Genomic DNA, 18,273 nt, shown 5'->3' with positions numbered 1-18,273 from the left:
ACCCAAGTTAGTGCTGTGATTGATTTTTCGGAAGTGCTTCAATATATTTTTTGCCATAGTTATCGGCATAATAGCGATAAACAGGGTCAAATGTAGATGCCCATTCCTCCATGTCCTTATTAGATAAACGATGAATTTGAATACAATCACATGCTTCCATTTCGTCTAGGCGCTCTGCCGTTAAATCTTCTGCAAGCTGCCACTCCCATTCTTGTACTTCCTCTAATGTCTCAATAAGTAGTGTTTGCACATCTTTTGGTAGCGAGTTCCAAAACTCATGATTCATTAATAATAGGTAGCCTAGATAGCCATGGTTACTAATAGTTAAATAGTCTTGGAGCGAATATAAATTTTTACTTGTAATATTTGTAAGTGTATTTTCCTGACCATCAACATTCCCTTTTTGTAGTTGATGAAAAACAGTATTAAAATCAATACGTTTTGGATAGGCACCCACAATAGAGAATTGTTCAGCTAAAATATCGCTGGGCATAATTCTGACACGTAAGCCCTGTAAATCTTGCACAGTTTTAATAGGACGAATGCTATTGCTAAGCTGCTTAAACCCGCTATCCCAAACCCCCATTGGCCATAAATTATGGGCATTTAATTTGGTCATTAAAGTTTGACCAACGTGACTCTCAACATATGTATGAACTTCATCTGCATTTTGAAATGCATAAGGTAAATCCATAACAGACCATTCAGGTACAAGTGTTGTAATTTTTGAAATAGCAGGGGCAATCATTTGAATATCGCCACGTAATAGCGCGTTTAGCTCCTCGCCATCCTTATAAAGAACACCATTCGGAAACACTTGAACTTCAATATAACCATTACTCCGTTCTTTCACTAGCTCTGCAAACTTTAAAGCTGCCATGCCTTTAGGTGTGTTTTCACCAACTACATGCGAAAAGCGAATAACGATTTGTTCTTCATGACTTAACTGCTCATTATCAGTAGGGTAAACGTCTTCTTGACATGAAACTAACAAAATTGTCAGCAAAATGAGAACGCTACCAGAAATATATATTAAACGATTGATCCACATATAAATTCACTCCTAATTCTTTAAGATGTGAACAGTTTTGATTGTAGCCTATTTCGATAAATACTCAATATTATGGTTTTAATGGACATTTTGGTATTTATGGTATATAACAATTCATTATTTTAATAAACTGTTACAAAACAGATATATTCCTAAATATAGAAAAAGAATCTGTCTTTTTCTTTGGGATAGTAAATAAAAGAGATTTTAATCTCCAAGAAAAAGGCAGATTCTTACTATTTAATAGAATAATATTTTGTTGGACGGCCCACTGCTCCATACTGTAATTCAATTTTGACAGTTCCCTTTGTTGCTAAAAAATCTAAATATTTTCGTACAGTTACTCTCGCCATCCCTACATTTTGAGCAAGCTGCTCAGAGGTAATGGCTGTTTGATGTGTTGTTAAATAATCAAGAATTTGTTGCATGGTTAGTATATTCAAGCCTTTTGGAAGCTCTAAAGATTCGTGCTGAATACCAAGCCATTGATCGATATCCTCTTGACGGAATGTTTGCGAGCTTTGGAGCTTTTTAGTAGAGCTTTTATATTGTTGTAAGGCTTTTTCAAAGCGTTCGAAACGAAATGGCTTAATCAGATAATCGATAGCTCCTAATCGAAGTGCTTCTTGTACTGTTGGCGCATCTCTTGCGGCAGTAATCATAATAATATCAGAGGGCACACGCTCTGCACGAAGCTTTAAAAATAGTTCCATCCCTGTCATATCTGGTAAAAACATATCTAGTAAAATGAGGTTTGGCTGTTTTTTTATAATTTGGTGATAGGCATCATGTCCACTTACGGATTCACCTACAAGCTGAAAACCATTTAATCTCGTTAAAAAACCTTTATTTACCTCGAGTACCATTGGATCATCTTCTACGATAAATACGGAAAGATTACTCATTGTTCTTCAGTCACCCCTATTTCGATTGTAATTATTGTTCCAACATTGACGGTTGATTCTACTTGAATAATTCCATTGTTCGATTCTACAATTTGTTTAACAAGGGCAAGCCCAATACCATGTCCACTTTTTCCTTTTGTACTAAAGCCGTAATCAAAAATTTGCTGTGCGCTGCCAGCAATTCCTTTACCACTATCCTGTACTTCAATAAATAGGTGCTGCTTATCACCAATTAATGTAAGATGAACATCCTTATGTGTACGGTCAAAGCAGGCTTCCATAGCATTGTCCAATAAATTACCAATAATCGTTACCATATCTCCGCTGGAAAAACCACTGATAAAATCCAAAAGCATTGAGCTGTCATCAATGCTCAACTCTACACCAAGCTCTTTCGCACGTGAAAATTTACCAAGTAATAATCCTTGAATAGAGTAGTCTTGAATCTTATCATGTAAGCTTTGAATAATTTCTTCCTCATCTGTTATTTCATCAATAATTAAGCTTAGAGCATCCTCATCTCGTTCCAATTGAATTAATCCTGCAATGCTATGTAAACGGTTCATATATTCGTGCTGTTGGGCACGTAATGAATCCACCAGTATTTTGATACCTGTTAATTCCTCGGCTAGCATATTGGCCTCTTTTCGATCTGTCAGCATAATAAGATAGCCAGCATTTCGTTCCATAATGCGTATAGGGAAGGTACGCACTAAATACATTTGGTCAAACATTAAAAGTGGTCGATAGGCCTCATGCTGCTGCAGCATATCTTCTGCCAACCAAGTTCCTTGAAATAAAGCTTTTCTCGAAATTTGCTGTCCAAAGAAATGCGTATATTGCCTTGCGAGTCCATTAATAAAGGTGACATTTGCATGTTCGTCTGTAGCTAAAATACCAATGTCCATGGCTTGAATAATACCAGAGCGTTCTTCCACTAAACGAGCTATTTCATATGGCTCCAAGTTAAGTGTTTGTCGCTTTAAGTGATTAGCTACCCAGACAGATCCACCTAAACCAATGGCTAGCCCCCAAAACAGAGACATTAATATGTCCAATTGATATTCATCTACAAGGTCATACCATTTTGGAACGAGAAGTCCAACAGTAATAACGCCAACCTGCTTTGTACCATCTTCATCCATAATAGGGACAAAGGCTCTTATTGAATAGCCTAAAACGCCGTGTGCTTTTGAGATATATTCATGTTGTGAAAATGCTTCAATTTCATCGCCTCCCTCAAAAACTGTGCCAAGTCGTTTTTCAGAGGGATGAGAGTAGCGAATACGATTCATATCAATAATCACAATGTAATCGACATCTGTTGTTAGGCGAATACGCTCTGCAATTGGTTGAATAACGTCAAAACCTGTAGGCTTCCCCACATTATTTTGAACATCTGTAAGCTGGGATACAGTTCTTGCAATAGCAATGGCTCGTGCACCAAATTCTTTTTCGAGAGCGACAGCAAGGTTATGAATCATAATCGCTCCACTTGTAGCAATCGAGAAAATAACAATAATAAATGAAAAAATAAACATTTTTAATCGTAACGAAATATTTTTCATAGGACGATGGATACTCCTTTAAGCAAGTTATCACCTCTATTAGATATACAAGAAAAACAAATGAAGAAATTCATTCTATTATAAATTAACATAAATCATTTACTTGTTGTAATACAATATTCATAGAAAAGACTATTTTAAATTGTGTAATATAACAGTTTTCTGCTATGAACAGCAATGTAATTCTTTAGCTTTCTAAAATTTGTATGGTGAGTATAAGCTTGTAGCAATAGTAGGAGAGGGCTTCTGCCGCTCAAATTACAACTACTCGTTTAATAAAATAGGTATCTATTATTTGGAAGTTTTACATTGACAGAGGTTTAAAAATATATATTTGAATAATAAAAAGATTAAAACAAAAATTAGTTATGAGCGAATATACAAAGCATATATTCGAATTATTTTCCTGTAAATTCGTTAAAAAGTGAATAAATGAATTCTTGTGGAGGGTTGCCTTTATTTTATCTCAATAAAAATGATGTATTTGTGGATTAAAATTCTCTCTTATTCTTAATATTTCTTATTTGAAATTTTTGTATGAAGAGGAAATATACATGATATTAAAATTAGATAAGATAAGCAAAGTGCTATGTAATGTGAAAATATACACAAATTTAATTATTTTAATATAATCAATTGATATTTATACAATACATTAGGAAAATAATATTAGCTAAATGATGCTATGATTTTTCTTAGATAAACACGGTTATACTTAGGCGTTGTGAGGTTTTGGTGATAGAGGACAGTGATTTTAAAATAAAATACTTTTTGGAGAAATAATATTTTTTAGAAAAATATCTTGCATTTGAATAATTCTTAGTGGTAAATTGTTTTACATGGACGTTCATAGAATTTTCACAGGTAGCAAAAGAGGGGAGAAATGAGAATTTATGAATAAAAATAGATGGTTAATTGCATTATCTGCCATTGCGATTCACCTTTCAATCGGTGGAGCCTATGCATATAGTGTATATAAGATACCAATTGTTACAGAGATGGGATGGAGTGAAACCGATGTAACGGTTGCCTTTACCATTATGATGGGGCTAGCAGGTTTTGCGGCTGCATTATTTGGTAGCTTAGTAGAAAAAATGGGACCACGTAAATCTGCGATGGTGGCAGCTGTCTTATTTGGAGCAGGACAAGCTGGTGCAGGTGTAGCGATTGCAATGGATTCTGTCGTAATGTACTGGTTAACATATGGCGTTTTAAGTGGATTAGGTATGGGGATTGGTTATATTGCGCCTGTATCGACACTTGTAAAATGGTTCCCAGATCGCCGTGGTTTAGCTACAGGTATGGCTGTACTTGGATTTGGCTCAGGTGCGCTGATCACAGCACCCGTTGCAGCTAATTTAATGGAGGCAGTGGGTATTTCTACTACATACTTTATTTTAGGGGCAAGTTATTTCACGTTAATGATTTTAGGGGCTTCCTATATCGCACCGCCTAAGCCTGGTTATATGCCAGCAACTATGAAGACTGCTGCTGATAGTGGCAAAGCGGTTGTCAAAAAAGATTTAGCTGTAATGTCAGCACGTGAAGCTGTGAAAACAAAGCATTTTTGGATGCTATGGTCGATGCACTTAGTCAATGTAACAGCAGGTATTATGATGATCTCTGTTGCTTCTCCAATGGCACAGGAAATTGTTGGTCTATCAGTGGCAGGAGCTGCAGCAATGGTAGGAATTATGGGATTATTTAATGGCGGTGGCCGTTTAATCTGGGCTGCTGTATCTGACTATATTGGTCGTTCAAATGTTTTCGTTATTTTCTTTACAGCACAGTTAATTACATTTATCGTTTTACCTCATACGACAAACGTTATCCTTTTCCAAGCACTTATTTTCTTAGTTGTTAGTTGCTATGGTGGTGGCTTCTCAAACTTACCTGCGTTTGCAAGTGATTTATTTGGCACAAAGCAACTTGGTGTGATTCATGGTTATTTATTAACAACTTGGTCATTAGGTGGTATTTTTGGACCGCTGTTGGTCAACACGATTAAAAATTCATATGGAAGCTATATTCCTGTATTCTATGTATTTGCAGGGCTAATTGCTGCTTCATTAATTATCTCCATTACACTACGTGCGAATGTGCGTAAACAAATCGCTTTAAAAGCAGCGTCGCAAAACGTTGGGGATGTTTCAACAACACAATAAATCTTTCAGGGACTATATAGATGTCATTTCACATAGGACATTTATATAGTCTTTTTTGCTAATCTTTGTTATATAACAATCTTTATTTAATATATAACAGTGTAGATTTGCTGTCAATCGTCTTCAGGGAAATAAAGAGATTTCATGCATTGAATATGAAAAATTGAATCTTTTTATACAAAACAACGTATATAAGGTAAATAGGGAGGGATTTAGAATGGGGAAATTTTCTTTAAACGAGTTTGTGCGTAAAACACAGCAGGATGATCAGGAAAATGATTATTTCGAGCTAGAAACGGAGCGCGTGTTAGAGGTTAATCTAAATGGTGATGTATGGTCTAAAATGGGCGCGATGATTTCCTATACAGGTGATATTAAATTTGAACGTGAGCGTGTGCTAGAACATGGGCTTGGCAAAATGTTTAAAAAGGCGTTAACAGGTGAAGGCACGCAACTTATGAAAGCGAGCGGAAAAGGTCGACTTTATTTAGCAGATCAAGGAAAGAAAATCACCGTTTTTGATTTAAATAAGGAAAGCATCTGTGTCAACGGCAATGATTTATTGGCATTTGAACCAAGCATTGAGTGGGATATACGGTTAATGCGCAAGATGGCTGGGATTATGTCAGGTGGGTTATTTAATGTCACATTACAAGGAACAGGAAAAGTAGCGATTACCACGCATTTTGAACCTTTAACATTATTGGTGAAGCCGGGCGAGACGGTATATACCGACCCACACGCAACGGTTGCATGGTCAGGTAATTTAACGCCTGAGTTTAAAACAGATATTAGCTTCCGTACATTTATCGGCCGTGGTAGTGGCGAATCCATTCAAATGGCTTTTTCAGGTGAGGGCTTTGTTATTATCCAGCCATTTGAAGAAGTTTATATGTCAGGTGAAAGCTAAAAAAGCGTGTCCATTATTTTTAGGACACGCTTATTTATTATAACGCTGCATGCATACCTGCAATTCTTCCTGTCACAAGAGCGGAGGTGATATTATAGCCGCCTGTATAACCATGAATATCAAGGATTTCACCACAGAAGAACAAGCCTTTCTTTTTCTTAGAAGCCATTGTTTTCGGCTCGATTTCTTTGACAGAGATGCCACCACCTGTTACAAAAGCCTTATCGAGAGATTGTGTACCGCTAACGGTGAATGTAAAGTTGACAAGAAGGCGTGCCAATTGACGTATTTTTTCTTGGGACACTTCAGTACCCGTCATTTGCACATCAATTTTTGCGCGCTGACATAAAAATAATAGCCAGCGTTCAGGAGCAATACCTTTCCACACATTTTTTACAGCCTTTTTTGGATCGTCCTTTATCAGTTTGTTTAAGGATTGCAGGCAAGTTTCTTCATTATGATCAACAAGCGTTTGAATACGCATCATCACGGGCTCATAGCCTGTTTTCATTAATTCCTTTACGACAAATTGACTACAGCGTAAAACAGCAGGTCCGCTTAAACCAAAATGGGTAAACAGCATATCCATTTGATGGGTAACAAGCACCTTGCCTTTTTTGTTCAAAACAGAAACAGCGACATCACGTAATGCTAGCCCTTGTAGCTCACGCGCTTGAATAAAATCCTCCTTCGAGAGTACAGGGACCTCTGTTGGAAATAATGTTGTTACGGTATGGCCCGCACGTTCTGCCCAAGGGTAACCATCGCCTGTTGAGCCTGTCTGTGGTACAGCTTTCCCGCCAACAGCCACGATGACTGCTTGGCTACGAATTTCTGAGCCATCTGCAAGCCGCACACCTAAAATTTTTTCATCATCCATTACAAGCTTACTAACGGCTGTATGCAAACGAACCTCGACATGCAGATGCTGAAGCTGACGAATTAATGCATCCACAACATCTTGTGCACGGTTAGATAGAGGGAACATACGTCCATGATCCTCTTCCTTTAGAGCCACACCAAGCCCTTCAAAAAATGCGATAATATCTTCATTATTATAAACTGTAAATGGACTATAGAGAAAACGACCATTGCCAGGGATATGCTTGACGATTTCTTCAACAGGCAAACGATTTGTTACATTACAGCGCCCACCGCCAGAAATGGCTAATTTCTTGCCAAGCTTTGCGCCTTTTTCTAGCAGCAAAACCTTCTTGTTACGCTCGCCAGCAGCAATCGCCGCCATTAAACCAGAAGGGCCACCACCGATTACAATTACGTCATACATAGTTAGAAACTCACTTTCTGTGTAAATTAGGAACCTTTCCTATTATACATGAAGTCTATAGAGGAGGGGGCTTCTTTCACATTGAAAAGAATAGAAAAGTACTTTATAATTCTTTATCTCTTCTCTTAATGTAAAGAGACATTTATAGTACAATGAAACACAAACAATTTGTTATACAATTGGATTGCTAGCATGAAATAAATGTCTTTTCGTGCTATTATGGTAAAGGTTATGCACTAAATTATGAGGTGAAAAATAGAATGTGCGGATTTATAGGTTATATTAATGGAACAAATGTGATTGATCATCATCAAACAATAGAAAATATGATGAATACAATTATTCACCGCGGACCAGATAGCGGTGGTATTCATAGTGACGATAAAGTAACATTAGGTTTCCGTCGATTAAGTATTATTGATTTATCAGAGGTAGCGAATCAACCATTATATAGTGAAGACGGCAATATTGTGCTTGTTTTTAATGGAGAAATTTTTAACTTTCAGGAGCTGCGTGCAGACCTGATTGAAAAAGGTCATACATTTAAAACACAGTCAGATAGTGAAGTTCTTATTTATGGCTATGTTGAATATGGTGTAGATTTTGTGAAAAAGCTACGTGGGATGTTTGCCTTCTGTATTTGGGATAAAAAGAATGATCTACAGTTTATTGCGCGTGATGGCTTTGGCATTAAACCATTGTATTACTCTGAGCATACAACAGACGGCACATTTATTTTCGGGTCGGAAATTAAATCATTTTTACCGCACCCTTCCTTTATTAAAGAATTAAATAAAAAGGCATTGCGTCCTTATTTAACATTCCAATATTCTTCAATGGATGAAACATTCTTTAAAGGCGTTTTTAAATTGCCACCAGCTCACTATATGCTGATTCAAAATGGTCAAAAGCAGCTTGTCCAATATTGGGATAAAAAATTCCATGCACAAGAAGCGCCAATTGACAAATATATTACAGATATCCGTTCAACTGTTAAAGAATCTGTGGAGGCGCATAAAATTAGTGACGTAAAGGTTGGTTCATTCCTCTCAGGTGGGATTGATTCAAGTTATATTACATCCTTATTACGTCCTGATAAGTCCTTTTCAGTTGGCTTTGCAGACTATGAGGATATGTTTAATGAAACACATCATGCTAAAGCATTATCAGATGAATTAAATATTCAAAATGAACGTAAATATATTACAGCAGATGAATGCTTTGAGGCTTTACCAACAATTCAATGGCATATGGATGAGCCTCAGTCCAACCCATCCTCTGTGCCACTTTACTTCTTATCTGAGCTTGCCTCTAAGGATGTAACAGTCGTGCTATCAGGTGAAGGCGCTGATGAAATTTTTGGTGGCTATTCTTGGTATCAAAACTCAGGGAAAATGCAAAAATATGAAAAGCTTCCATTTGGTCTTCGAAAAAAGCTAAGCAGTATGGCAGAGGCGCTACCGAAAAACTCTTATACAAACTTCCTTGTTAAAGGTGGTCAAACTGTAGAGGAACGTTTTATAGGGGAAGCGGTTGTATGGGATGAAGTAGACGCTATTCATGTGTTAAAGCCAGATTATAAAAATGCACCATCTGTTAAATCGATTACCAAGCGTATTTATGATGAAGTACCAGGTGATGACGATGTGACAAAAATGCAATACTTAGATTTAAATCTTTGGATGCCCGGCGATATTTTATTAAAGGCAGATAAAATGAGTATGGCACATTCTATTGAGCTACGTGTACCATTTTTAGATAAAGAAGTGATGGAATTAGCAAAAAATATTCCATCGAGATACCGTGTCAATGATATCGATACAAAATATGTACTACGTCAGGCTGCACATCAAGAATTACCAGAGGAATGGGCAAAGCGTCCTAAGCTTGGATTCCCGGTACCGATTCGTCACTGGTTGCGCGAAGAAAAATACTACAGTATGGTTAAAGAAATGTTTACAACTGACTTTGCCAATGAGTTCTTCGAAACACAACAATTAGTGAGCTATTTAGATGAGCATTATACAGGGAAGGCAAACCGTGCGCGTTATATTTGGACAGCCTATGTATTTTTAGTGTGGTATAAAAAGTTCTTTGTGGACATGTAATAGTGAGGCACTGTAATCGGTGGGGATTGTCATAATCCTCACCGATTATTTTAAGCCCTTTTTTGCAGTAAACTTTTTCAACGATTTATAGGTTCCATTTTCTAAAATTATGGTAAGATTACAATTGGTTTACTTATCACAGAACGATGTAAAAATGTTACGATAAGAATATTGATTTTACAATGAATGGATGGGTATGATGTCCAATTTAATGAAAGGTACTGCGATATTAACAATGGGGATGTTTTTATCGAAGGTACTCGGATTAATTTATATTTTTCCGTTTTATGCAATTGTCGGCGAGAAGAACATTGCGCTTTACCAATATGCATACATTCCCTACTCGATTATGCTGGCAATCGCCATTTCTGGTGCGCCAATAGCCGTCTCTAAATTTGTTTCCAAATATAATGCAATGGGGGATTATCAATCAGGTCGCAAGCTGATGAAATCCGGCATACTGATTATGATGGCGACAGGCTTTGCAGCATTTATTGCCCTCTTTCTACTTGCAACCCCAATAGCAGGGCTAGTTATTAAGAGTGAGGAGCAGGTCTTTACAGTTGAACAGATTGCTTCAGTAATACGATGGGTTAGCTTTGCCTTAATCGTAGTACCATTTATGAGTCTATGGCGTGGCTTCTTCCAAGGTTACGACAAAATGGAGCCTACCGCCGTTTCCCAATTGGTGGAACAAATTGTGCGAATTGTTGTGTTACTTGGTGGATCGTTCCTAGTGGTTATTGTGTTTAAAGGAAAACCAGAGACAGCCATCTCCTTTGCTGTGTTTGCTGCATTTATCGGGGCAATCGGTGGATTAGGTGTTCTTTATTATTACTGGAAAAAATATCAGCCTGAATTTAACTTATTACGTAGCCAAAGTGTGACTTCTACACAGCTACCAATATCCAATATTTATAAAGAAGTGATTACCTATTCGATTCCAATGGTATTTGTCGGGGTAGCCAATCCATTATTCCAATTAGTTGATATGCTGACGTTTAACGGAGCTATGACGTCTATTGGATTAGCAGAGGTAACAGATACTTATTTATCAATGATCAACTTTATGACCCATAAGGTTGTGATTATTCCTGTTATGCTAGCAACAGGCTTCTCGATGGCACTTGTTCCAACTATCACTAAGTACTTTACGCAAGGTGAGTATTTAGCATTACGTCATGCAATGGATAAAACGTATCAAATTTTAATTTTTATTACATTGCCAGCGGTAGCAGGTATTTCACTATTAGCCAATGAAATTTACTTTATGCTGTATTCTGAAAGTGAAATGGGTGCTACCATTTTAGCGCATTATGCACCTGTGGCAATTTTATTTGCCTTATTCCAAGTCACAGCAGCTTTGCTACAAGGCATTGACTTTCAAAAGTGGATTGTGCTTAGCTTACTATCAGGAATTTTGGTGAAGCTAGCGCTAAATATTCCATTAATCCGTTGGTTAGAGGCAGATGGTGCGATTGTTGCAACAGCTATAGGCTATAGTGTATCTATACTAATTAATATATTAGTGCTACGCCAAACGTTGAATTATCGATCCGACGTAGTGGTGCGCCGCGTAGCATTAATTGTTCTCTTAACAATCACAATGGCTATTAATGTGTTGCTTGTACACAAGCTATTGGAAGTAACAATGGGACCTGTTGATAGTAAACTTTCGGCATTATTAGTTTCTATTATTTGTGCAGGTGTCGGTATAGTCGTGTATGGCTTCCTGTCATTGCGTTTAGGACTAGCACAAAAATTACTGGGTGAACGATTAACACGCATTACAAGCAAACTGGGAATTAAATAGGAGTGGTACGGTGCGTTTAGATAAATTACTAGCAAATATGGGCTATGGTTCTCGTAAGGAAGTAAAGCAGCTGTTAAAACAAAAAGCTGTAACCGTAGATGATGATTATGTGAAGGATGCAGCATTACATGTAGATCCTGATAAGCAGGTTGTTGCTGTCTATGGAGAGCATGTTGTTTATACAGAGTTTGTTTATTTTATGATGAATAAACCACCAGGTGTTATTTCTGCAACAGAAGATTTACGAGAGGAAACGGTGATTGATTTATTAGAGCCTTTACACCAGCATTTTCAACCTTTTCCTGTTGGGCGACTAGATAAAGATACGGAAGGCTTATTATTATTAACCAACGATGGCGTATTAGCGCATAATTTATTATCACCGAAAAAGCATGTACCAAAGGTTTATTATGCGCAGATTGATGGTGTAGTAACAGCAGAGGACGCTGAGAAATTTGCTGCTGGCGTCGAGCTAGATGATGGTTATCTAACAAAGCCAGGCAAGCTCGTCATTTTAAGGTCTGCCCAGCAATCGGAAATCGAGCTTACGATACAGGAAGGAAAGTTTCATCAGGTTAAGCGCATGTTTGAGGCTGTTGGCAAGCATGTAACATACCTAAAGCGTCTATCGATGGGATCTCTAACATTAGATGACAGTCTAGCATTAGGTGAATATCGAGCGTTAACGCCAGAAGAGCTAGATCATCTACAAAGTCAACAGTAACAGTTCCTCGATGCTATCTGATTAGCATCGAGGGATTTTTTGTATACAGTATATGAAGAGTCACTGTATAATATAAAATATGTTATGGTGGTATAGCCATAGAAGAAACCAGTTTCTAAAAAATGATGGCGAAAGTAAATAGAGGACAATGATAATGAAAAACCTACGTATTAAATTATTACTATCTTTAATAACTTTTGCAGTTATACTTGTGGCTGTTGTTTCATATGTAAACAGGCAAATATTAGTAGCAGATATAGAAAAACAAATGGCTATTAATCGAGGCTTAATTGAAAGTCATATTTTGACAGATATGCAAGCGGTAGATTCAGCACAGTTTTATTTTGATGAAAATAGCTCAGATAAGTTAGAGCAGGAACTGAGAAAATTAGCCACCTACTATCGAGAGAACCCGAACATTGCTACTTGGGACCTAGAACAAATAAAAGATAGCATTGGAATGGATATATACATATTAGATCAAACGAATACGGTCGTTTACACAACATTTTACAAGGATCTAGGCTTGAGCTTTGCTAAATGCTGTCAACGTTTTTCTACATTATTGGATGAGCGACGTGCTAGTGGTGAATTTTATACAGATGGCATCGATATTTCAACAACTACTGGAGAATACCGAAAGTATGGCTATCTCGCCACGCACGATAAAAAATATATACTAGAGCTTGGGATGAATTTATTGGATGATCCCATCTTTCAAACCTTTAATTTTGAAAAAACTGCAAATTATTTAATAGGAAAATACACCGATTTAATGGATATTCAAACGATTAATGCAGGTGGTGTATTTTTTAGTAATTCTAAGGCTAAAAGAATTACAGTGCAGGATCAATCAGAGCTGTTTCAGCAGTATTTTGGGCTTGCGTTAAAAAAGATGAAGCCTGTTGAATATCAAAAGACCTTGGATCATGGTCTTACCGAAACACATCTTTTTTTACCCTATGAAGCGGAAGCGGTAAGAGGGGAGTCCTCCAAAAGAATTGTCTATGTAAAGTATGGTAATTTTACAAAATTGGAGGCGCTTCAAAAAAACACGCAGCAATTTTGGTTTACACTGACGATTGCTTTGTTAACCTCCTTTATCATGCTATTAGTGATTAATAAAATTTTATCCAAAACGATGCAGCTTGCCACGTTTGATCCGTTAACAGGTGTTTATAATCGAGCAACTTATCTCAGAAAGTTTGATAAATTAATAAGAAAACAGAAAAACAAGACACCAGGATTATTGTTGGTAGATTTAGATAACTTTAAACAAGTCAATGATCAATTTGGCCATGTCGAAGGGGATACGATCCTGATTGAAACAGCTAGAATTTTAAAGCAGGTAGTAAAAAACAATGGCTTTGTCGTACGGTTTGGAGGAGATGAATTTGCCGTTGTTCTGTATGATACGACAGAGCTTCATATGCAGCAAATCGCCAATGCCATTTTAACACAAATACGAGCAGCTCGATATAGAGGTAAGCAATGGTCTGTATTATCGGTCAGCTTGGGCGGTGCTGTTTATCATCGTGAAGATACGGAAACAACTCTTTTTAAACGGGCAGATCACGCACTCTATCAATCTAAACATGCTGGAAAAGACCAATATTCTAGCTATGCAGAAGTCGCTGCCACCAAAGAATAATAGAAAGCTCCATTCTACGGATCGTTATATGACTAATCCAATAGAAGTGGAGCTTTTTTTAATGGACAACCTTTTTTGCTCTATAAAATAAGCAACTGCACAGTACAAGGATAGCGATAATCGGAAACAGCGCATCCGTATAATGGGTTAATAGCCATCCACCAATAATAGGACCAAGAAAGCCTCCTAAATTTCTAAACTGTGCAGCTCCTAGATAAGTGGCTTTTTGTGTATCAGGTGCAATTTCATCAATCATCACATTCATTGTTGGAAAGGCGAAGATTTCGCCGATTGTAAAAATAATCATTGCTATAATATAGAGTACATAATTATTGGCAAATCCAAATAGTCACGCGTGTTGATTAACCAAAATTATAAAGCCTACCCATTGTTAGACTCTACAGCCATTCCACTAACTCCTTGATTTCTAAACCCCATTCAATCGGCACTTCATCATAAAGAAGTAGGCAGAGAAAGCCTGCGAATGACAAGGGTTTACAGTATGTTCCTTTGTGTCCTTGCGCATGAAGATATTTGAGTAGAAAGTATACGATCAATGCTGCGAACAGCAGATTGAACACCACGTTTTTGGTCGTGCTGAATAGAACTGGTACATTCAGATTCTGCTTTATCCAACGAAAGAAGGACTCGATTATTCAATGTGATTTGTGCATATCGGCAATTTCCTCTGCTGTCATGCCCATCAGGCTTATGATGACGCTAAATCTTCTACCTTCATAATCCAAGAACTGCACAACGCGATGCTATTTTCTGTCTTTTTTTGTGATGTTCCGAGCTTGCAAGTAAAATCAGCGGTCACATTGGTGCCTATCGGACGGCTTCATGAAGTGATTTCTTTCGGTTCAGTTGGATGTTATCCTGGAATATCCAAATCATTAAAAATCTATATGAAAATATTTTTATAACCTAAAATTTTAATGTTTCTACTCTGTGTGCTCATCTAAAACTAGATATTTTGAATCCGGAAGTTCTTTAACTAAGACTGGATTCAAAATATAGTTATCAGAAACTAATTTTGATTTAACTTTAAACAAGCGGCTTGCTGTATGTTTCTCATGTATGTACAATTGGTGTATATTTTTAAATTTTACATAAAGTTGTTTTTAATTTTTTACACTTTACCTTTCCTATATATGAACAAAGATATATTCATTTTCAATTGTAACAGGATAAGTTTCAACTGGATCTTTCTCGATGGTAACCTTATAAGCTTTTGTTCGGCATTTTAATGGGTTAAAAATGGAGTTACCGTTTAATAAATCAAATTCCCAACCGTGCCATGGACATCTCAGAATTTCACCATCTCTTATATATTCGAGTTCTCTGTTTTTTTTAACCACTGTCATGCCCTCTACTCTGCCTTCGCATAAAGGGGCTCCTTGATGAGGACATGAATTTTTAATTGCTGTATATTTTCCTTTTACGTTAAATAATCCTATGTTTCTTCCTTCGATGGTCAATAACTTTCTTTCGCCAGATTTTAAATCTTCTACTTTACAAACTTTGTAGGGTTTCACTTTTTTCTCCTTCTAAGTTTAAGTCTTTGTTAGGAAGTTTATATAATCTTCTTGCAGTTTCGGAGAAAACAGGATCAATTAAATGTTTTGGAATTGAGCGCATTATATAATCAGGAGCGTCAAAATCCCAATGGGAATAATCACTAGAAAACATTAAAGTATTTTGAGCATCAAGAGCTTCAAGCATAGTCCACATATGCTGTTTGTTGTCGGGTACTTCTAACGGCTGTGTTGTAACTCTTACATTTTCAGTGAAGTATTCAAAAGGTCTCTTTTTCATCCATGGTACTTCTTCACGTAGAGCTTTGTATTCAGCATCCAAACGCCACAACACAGGAGGGATCCAGGAAACTCCGCCTTCAACTAGCACAACTTTTAATCTCGGAAATCTTTCAAAAACGCCTTCTGTAATAAAACTAACTAAATGCGACATATAGCCAGTGCAAAGTAGCGTATGATACTCAATAAAAGATGCAGGATATCCTAAGGTGTTAGAATCGTTTATCCCAACGCCATCGGTACCTGGATGAAGTGCAAAAGGTAAATCATATTTTTCGCACATTTCATATATCGGATAAAACTGCCTATGACCAAAAGGAGCTCTTGAACCAGAGTCTACCATCACCTGTACCATGTGTGGATGATTGGCGCATCTTTCGATTTCCTTAGCAGCTGCGATCGGGTCTTGCGGATTCACTAGGATAGATCCTTTAAATCTACCTTGTTTGTTGTTTTTTTCTAACCATTTGTCCATAAGCCAGTCATTAAAACCGATACAAATATTATTTGCCATGTCTATAAACGGATTAGAGCTTACAAATGCACGGGGTAAAAGAATTCCATATTCTACATTATATCTGTCCATATGTTCTTCCATTACAATATCAGGATTAGAGGCAATCCAATCATTACCAGATATTTTTACATCTAACCGAGATTCTTGAACCGGTTGACTATAATATTTATAACTGTCAAATGTGTATCTCCTTCTGTAAGGCATTGGAATATAAGATTTTATTTCATCTTCACTTTTTGGCATAGGATGGATATCTGTATCAATTATTTGTGGCAATTTCATAATTCACTCAACTCCTAAATTTAGTTATATTATCAAATTAAAGAATAATATAAACTAAATGTAAAATACTAGTGTTTTTTTATAAATAAGAAAAATTAACCATATTTTTTAATGAATGTATAAATTGATCACAAAAAACAGGTTTATTTACCCTTATGTTTTTTGAACTTTTTATATTAAAGTTTAAATATGGCAGTTTTAGTAAATTGTTAAAGAGTTAATTTGGAGGATTTTAATCTTGAACTTATTAATGATTTCAGTCAATCGTTCATTTCTGAATTTTCTGAAGGGGTATCCTGAGAAAATTAATGTTTATGTTTTGGAGGAAGATGAAATAGTAGAAGCTAATCCTGAAAAGTACAGTAATAGTATGATAACTGAATTAAGAACAGGTAATTATCAACAAAATATCCAATTTATTGATGTATTAAATGATTGGTACAAGACAGTAAAATTTGATGCTGTTGTTCCCGGGTCTGAGTATAGTGTTCACGCTGCACATTTGTTTGCAAAAAGTATTGGTTTGAAAACTAGTGGGACTAAAGCGATTGATGGATTCACTAATAAACTTAACTTACGACGCCTTTGTTCTAATTTAAATATTCTTCAGCCAAAATTTTCACAAATTAATACTTTAAACGATTTATGCACATTTTTTACGGGTACTCCTATTGTTTTAAAACCTGCTAATAGGCAAGCATCAATGGGCGTGATATTTATTAACAAAGAGGAAGATTTACACAGCGCGTGGGTAGAATCAAAAAATTCAATTGAAGATAATAAAGTTGTTGTTCATTCGAGAGAACTACAATGGGAGTATATTGCAGAGGAATTTATTGATGGAATTGAGGTTTCTGTCGAATCAATTGTGAAAGATAACAATTCTGTTTTTCACAATGTAACTTTAAAAAAGACAATTCATAACAGCAATAGTAAATACTTCGCTGAAACAGGTCATATTGTACCAGCAGATATTCCCTTTAGCCAGTATTCGCAATTGATTAAATCGAAGAACGAATTAATTAAAAATTTGGATGTTGGTTTTGGATTATTGCATTCAGAATGGAAAATTAACGAGTCAGGTGCTTACTTAATAGAATGTGCAGGAAGGGCACCTGGAGACATGATTCCTGAATTAATTTATGAGTCTTATAAATTTAATATTTATGAAGCATATTTAAAATCTTTATTAAATAAGGAAATAGAAAATCCCGGAAAAAACACATACATTAGTTCCATTAATTATTTTGAGTTAAAAAAAGGAAGATTGATCGAAATAAGAGGGAAAAGCTATTTAGCTAATCATCCTAGCGTTGTTAGTTATAATTTTAATGTAAAAGAAGGTGATGAAATAAAGGAAATCACCAATTCCTGGAATAGACTGGGATATTTTCTTGTTAAAGCAAAAACACATGAGGAGTTAAAACAAATAGTACAAGATATAAATAAGAATGTTGAATTTATGATTGTTTAG

Annotated in this window: 13 protein-coding genes and 1 pseudogene; 7 read left to right on the top strand and 7 right to left on the bottom strand. The window is 36.3% G+C overall.

Translation table 11 applies throughout. The features are described from left to right. Nucleotides 1-7 precede the first annotated feature (7 nt). From ADM90_RS19930 to ADM90_RS19920, 3 genes are all read right to left on the bottom strand, one after another. Nucleotides 8-1,051 (bottom strand): DctP family TRAP transporter solute-binding subunit, encoded by a 1,044-nt coding sequence (locus tag ADM90_RS19930; RefSeq protein ID WP_053996640.1) that lies wholly within the window; start codon nt 1,049-1,051, stop codon nt 8-10. Between the two features lie 236 nt (nt 1,052-1,287). Then, nucleotides 1,288-1,956 carry a response regulator gene (locus ADM90_RS19925; protein WP_053996639.1) on the bottom strand — a complete coding sequence of 223 codons (669 nt, stop codon included), beginning with the start codon at nt 1,954-1,956 and terminating at the stop codon, nt 1,288-1,290. Further along, nucleotides 1,953-3,524, bottom strand: coding sequence for an ATP-binding protein (locus ADM90_RS19920; RefSeq protein WP_162838613.1), 1,572 nt, complete (start codon nt 3,522-3,524; stop codon nt 1,953-1,955). The genes ADM90_RS19925 and ADM90_RS19920 overlap by 4 nt, the downstream gene beginning before the upstream one ends. A gap of 893 nt (nt 3,525-4,417) precedes the next feature. Between ADM90_RS19920 and ADM90_RS19915 the strand changes: the two genes are divergently transcribed. Beyond that, nucleotides 4,418-5,689 carry an L-lactate MFS transporter gene (locus tag ADM90_RS19915; RefSeq protein ID WP_053996638.1) on the top strand — a complete coding sequence of 424 codons (1,272 nt, stop codon included), beginning with the start codon at nt 4,418-4,420 and terminating at the stop codon, nt 5,687-5,689. Nucleotides 5,690-5,906: 217 nt separating this feature from the next. Next, complete coding sequence (locus ADM90_RS19910) at nt 5,907-6,599, top strand: AIM24 family protein (protein WP_053996637.1); 693 nt, start codon at nt 5,907-5,909, stop codon at nt 6,597-6,599. 37 nt (nt 6,600-6,636) lie between these two features. Here ADM90_RS19910 and ADM90_RS19905 read toward each other — a convergent pair whose 3' ends face one another. Further along, nucleotides 6,637-7,887, bottom strand: coding sequence for a BaiN/RdsA family NAD(P)/FAD-dependent oxidoreductase (locus ADM90_RS19905; RefSeq protein ID WP_053996636.1), 1,251 nt, complete (start codon nt 7,885-7,887; stop codon nt 6,637-6,639). A 260-nt stretch (nt 7,888-8,147) separates the two neighbouring features. Here ADM90_RS19905 and asnB point away from each other — a divergent pair, with 260 nt between their 5' ends. From asnB to ADM90_RS19885, 4 genes are all read left to right on the top strand, one after another. Continuing rightward, complete coding sequence (gene asnB, locus ADM90_RS19900) at nt 8,148-9,995, top strand: asparagine synthase (glutamine-hydrolyzing) (protein WP_053996635.1); 1,848 nt, start codon at nt 8,148-8,150, stop codon at nt 9,993-9,995. 199 nt (nt 9,996-10,194) lie between these two features. After that, nucleotides 10,195-11,808: a putative polysaccharide biosynthesis protein gene (locus ADM90_RS19895; RefSeq protein ID WP_083448629.1), complete on the top strand. Its 1,614-nt coding sequence runs from the start codon at nt 10,195-10,197 to the stop codon at nt 11,806-11,808. Nucleotides 11,809-11,818: 10 nt separating this feature from the next. Continuing rightward, a complete protein-coding gene (locus ADM90_RS19890; protein ID WP_053996633.1) occupies nt 11,819-12,532 on the top strand; it encodes a pseudouridine synthase in 714 nt (237 codons plus the stop codon). A 154-nt stretch (nt 12,533-12,686) separates the two neighbouring features. Next, nucleotides 12,687-14,183, top strand: a complete 1,497-nt coding sequence (locus tag ADM90_RS19885; protein WP_053996632.1) for a GGDEF domain-containing protein — start codon at nt 12,687-12,689, stop codon at nt 14,181-14,183. A gap of 58 nt (nt 14,184-14,241) precedes the next feature. On the opposite strand, the pseudogene ADM90_RS19880 reads toward ADM90_RS19885, so the two are convergent. The 3 genes and pseudogenes from ADM90_RS19880 to ADM90_RS19870 all read right to left on the bottom strand — a co-directional run. After that, nucleotides 14,242-14,517, bottom strand: a pseudogene (locus ADM90_RS19880) (MDR family MFS transporter); the annotation flags it as partial. Nucleotides 14,518-15,331: 814 nt separating this feature from the next. After that, nucleotides 15,332-15,721: a Rieske (2Fe-2S) protein gene (locus tag ADM90_RS19875; RefSeq protein WP_053996630.1), complete on the bottom strand. Its 390-nt coding sequence runs from the start codon at nt 15,719-15,721 to the stop codon at nt 15,332-15,334. Further along, nucleotides 15,699-16,799: an amidohydrolase family protein gene (locus ADM90_RS19870; RefSeq protein ID WP_053996629.1), complete on the bottom strand. Its 1,101-nt coding sequence runs from the start codon at nt 16,797-16,799 to the stop codon at nt 15,699-15,701. The genes ADM90_RS19875 and ADM90_RS19870 overlap by 23 nt, the downstream gene beginning before the upstream one ends. Before the next feature lie 238 nt (nt 16,800-17,037). Between ADM90_RS19870 and ADM90_RS19865 the strand changes: the two genes are divergently transcribed. Continuing rightward, complete coding sequence (locus tag ADM90_RS19865; protein ID WP_053996628.1) at nt 17,038-18,273, top strand: ATP-grasp domain-containing protein; 1,236 nt, start codon at nt 17,038-17,040, stop codon at nt 18,271-18,273.

The sequence above is a fragment of the Lysinibacillus macroides genome, from assembly GCF_001281525.1.
GTDB lineage: Bacteria > Bacillota > Bacilli > Bacillales_A > Planococcaceae > Lysinibacillus > Lysinibacillus macroides.
The sequence above is the reverse complement of the archived record's forward strand: the minus strand, read 5'-3'. Positions and strand labels throughout refer to the sequence as shown.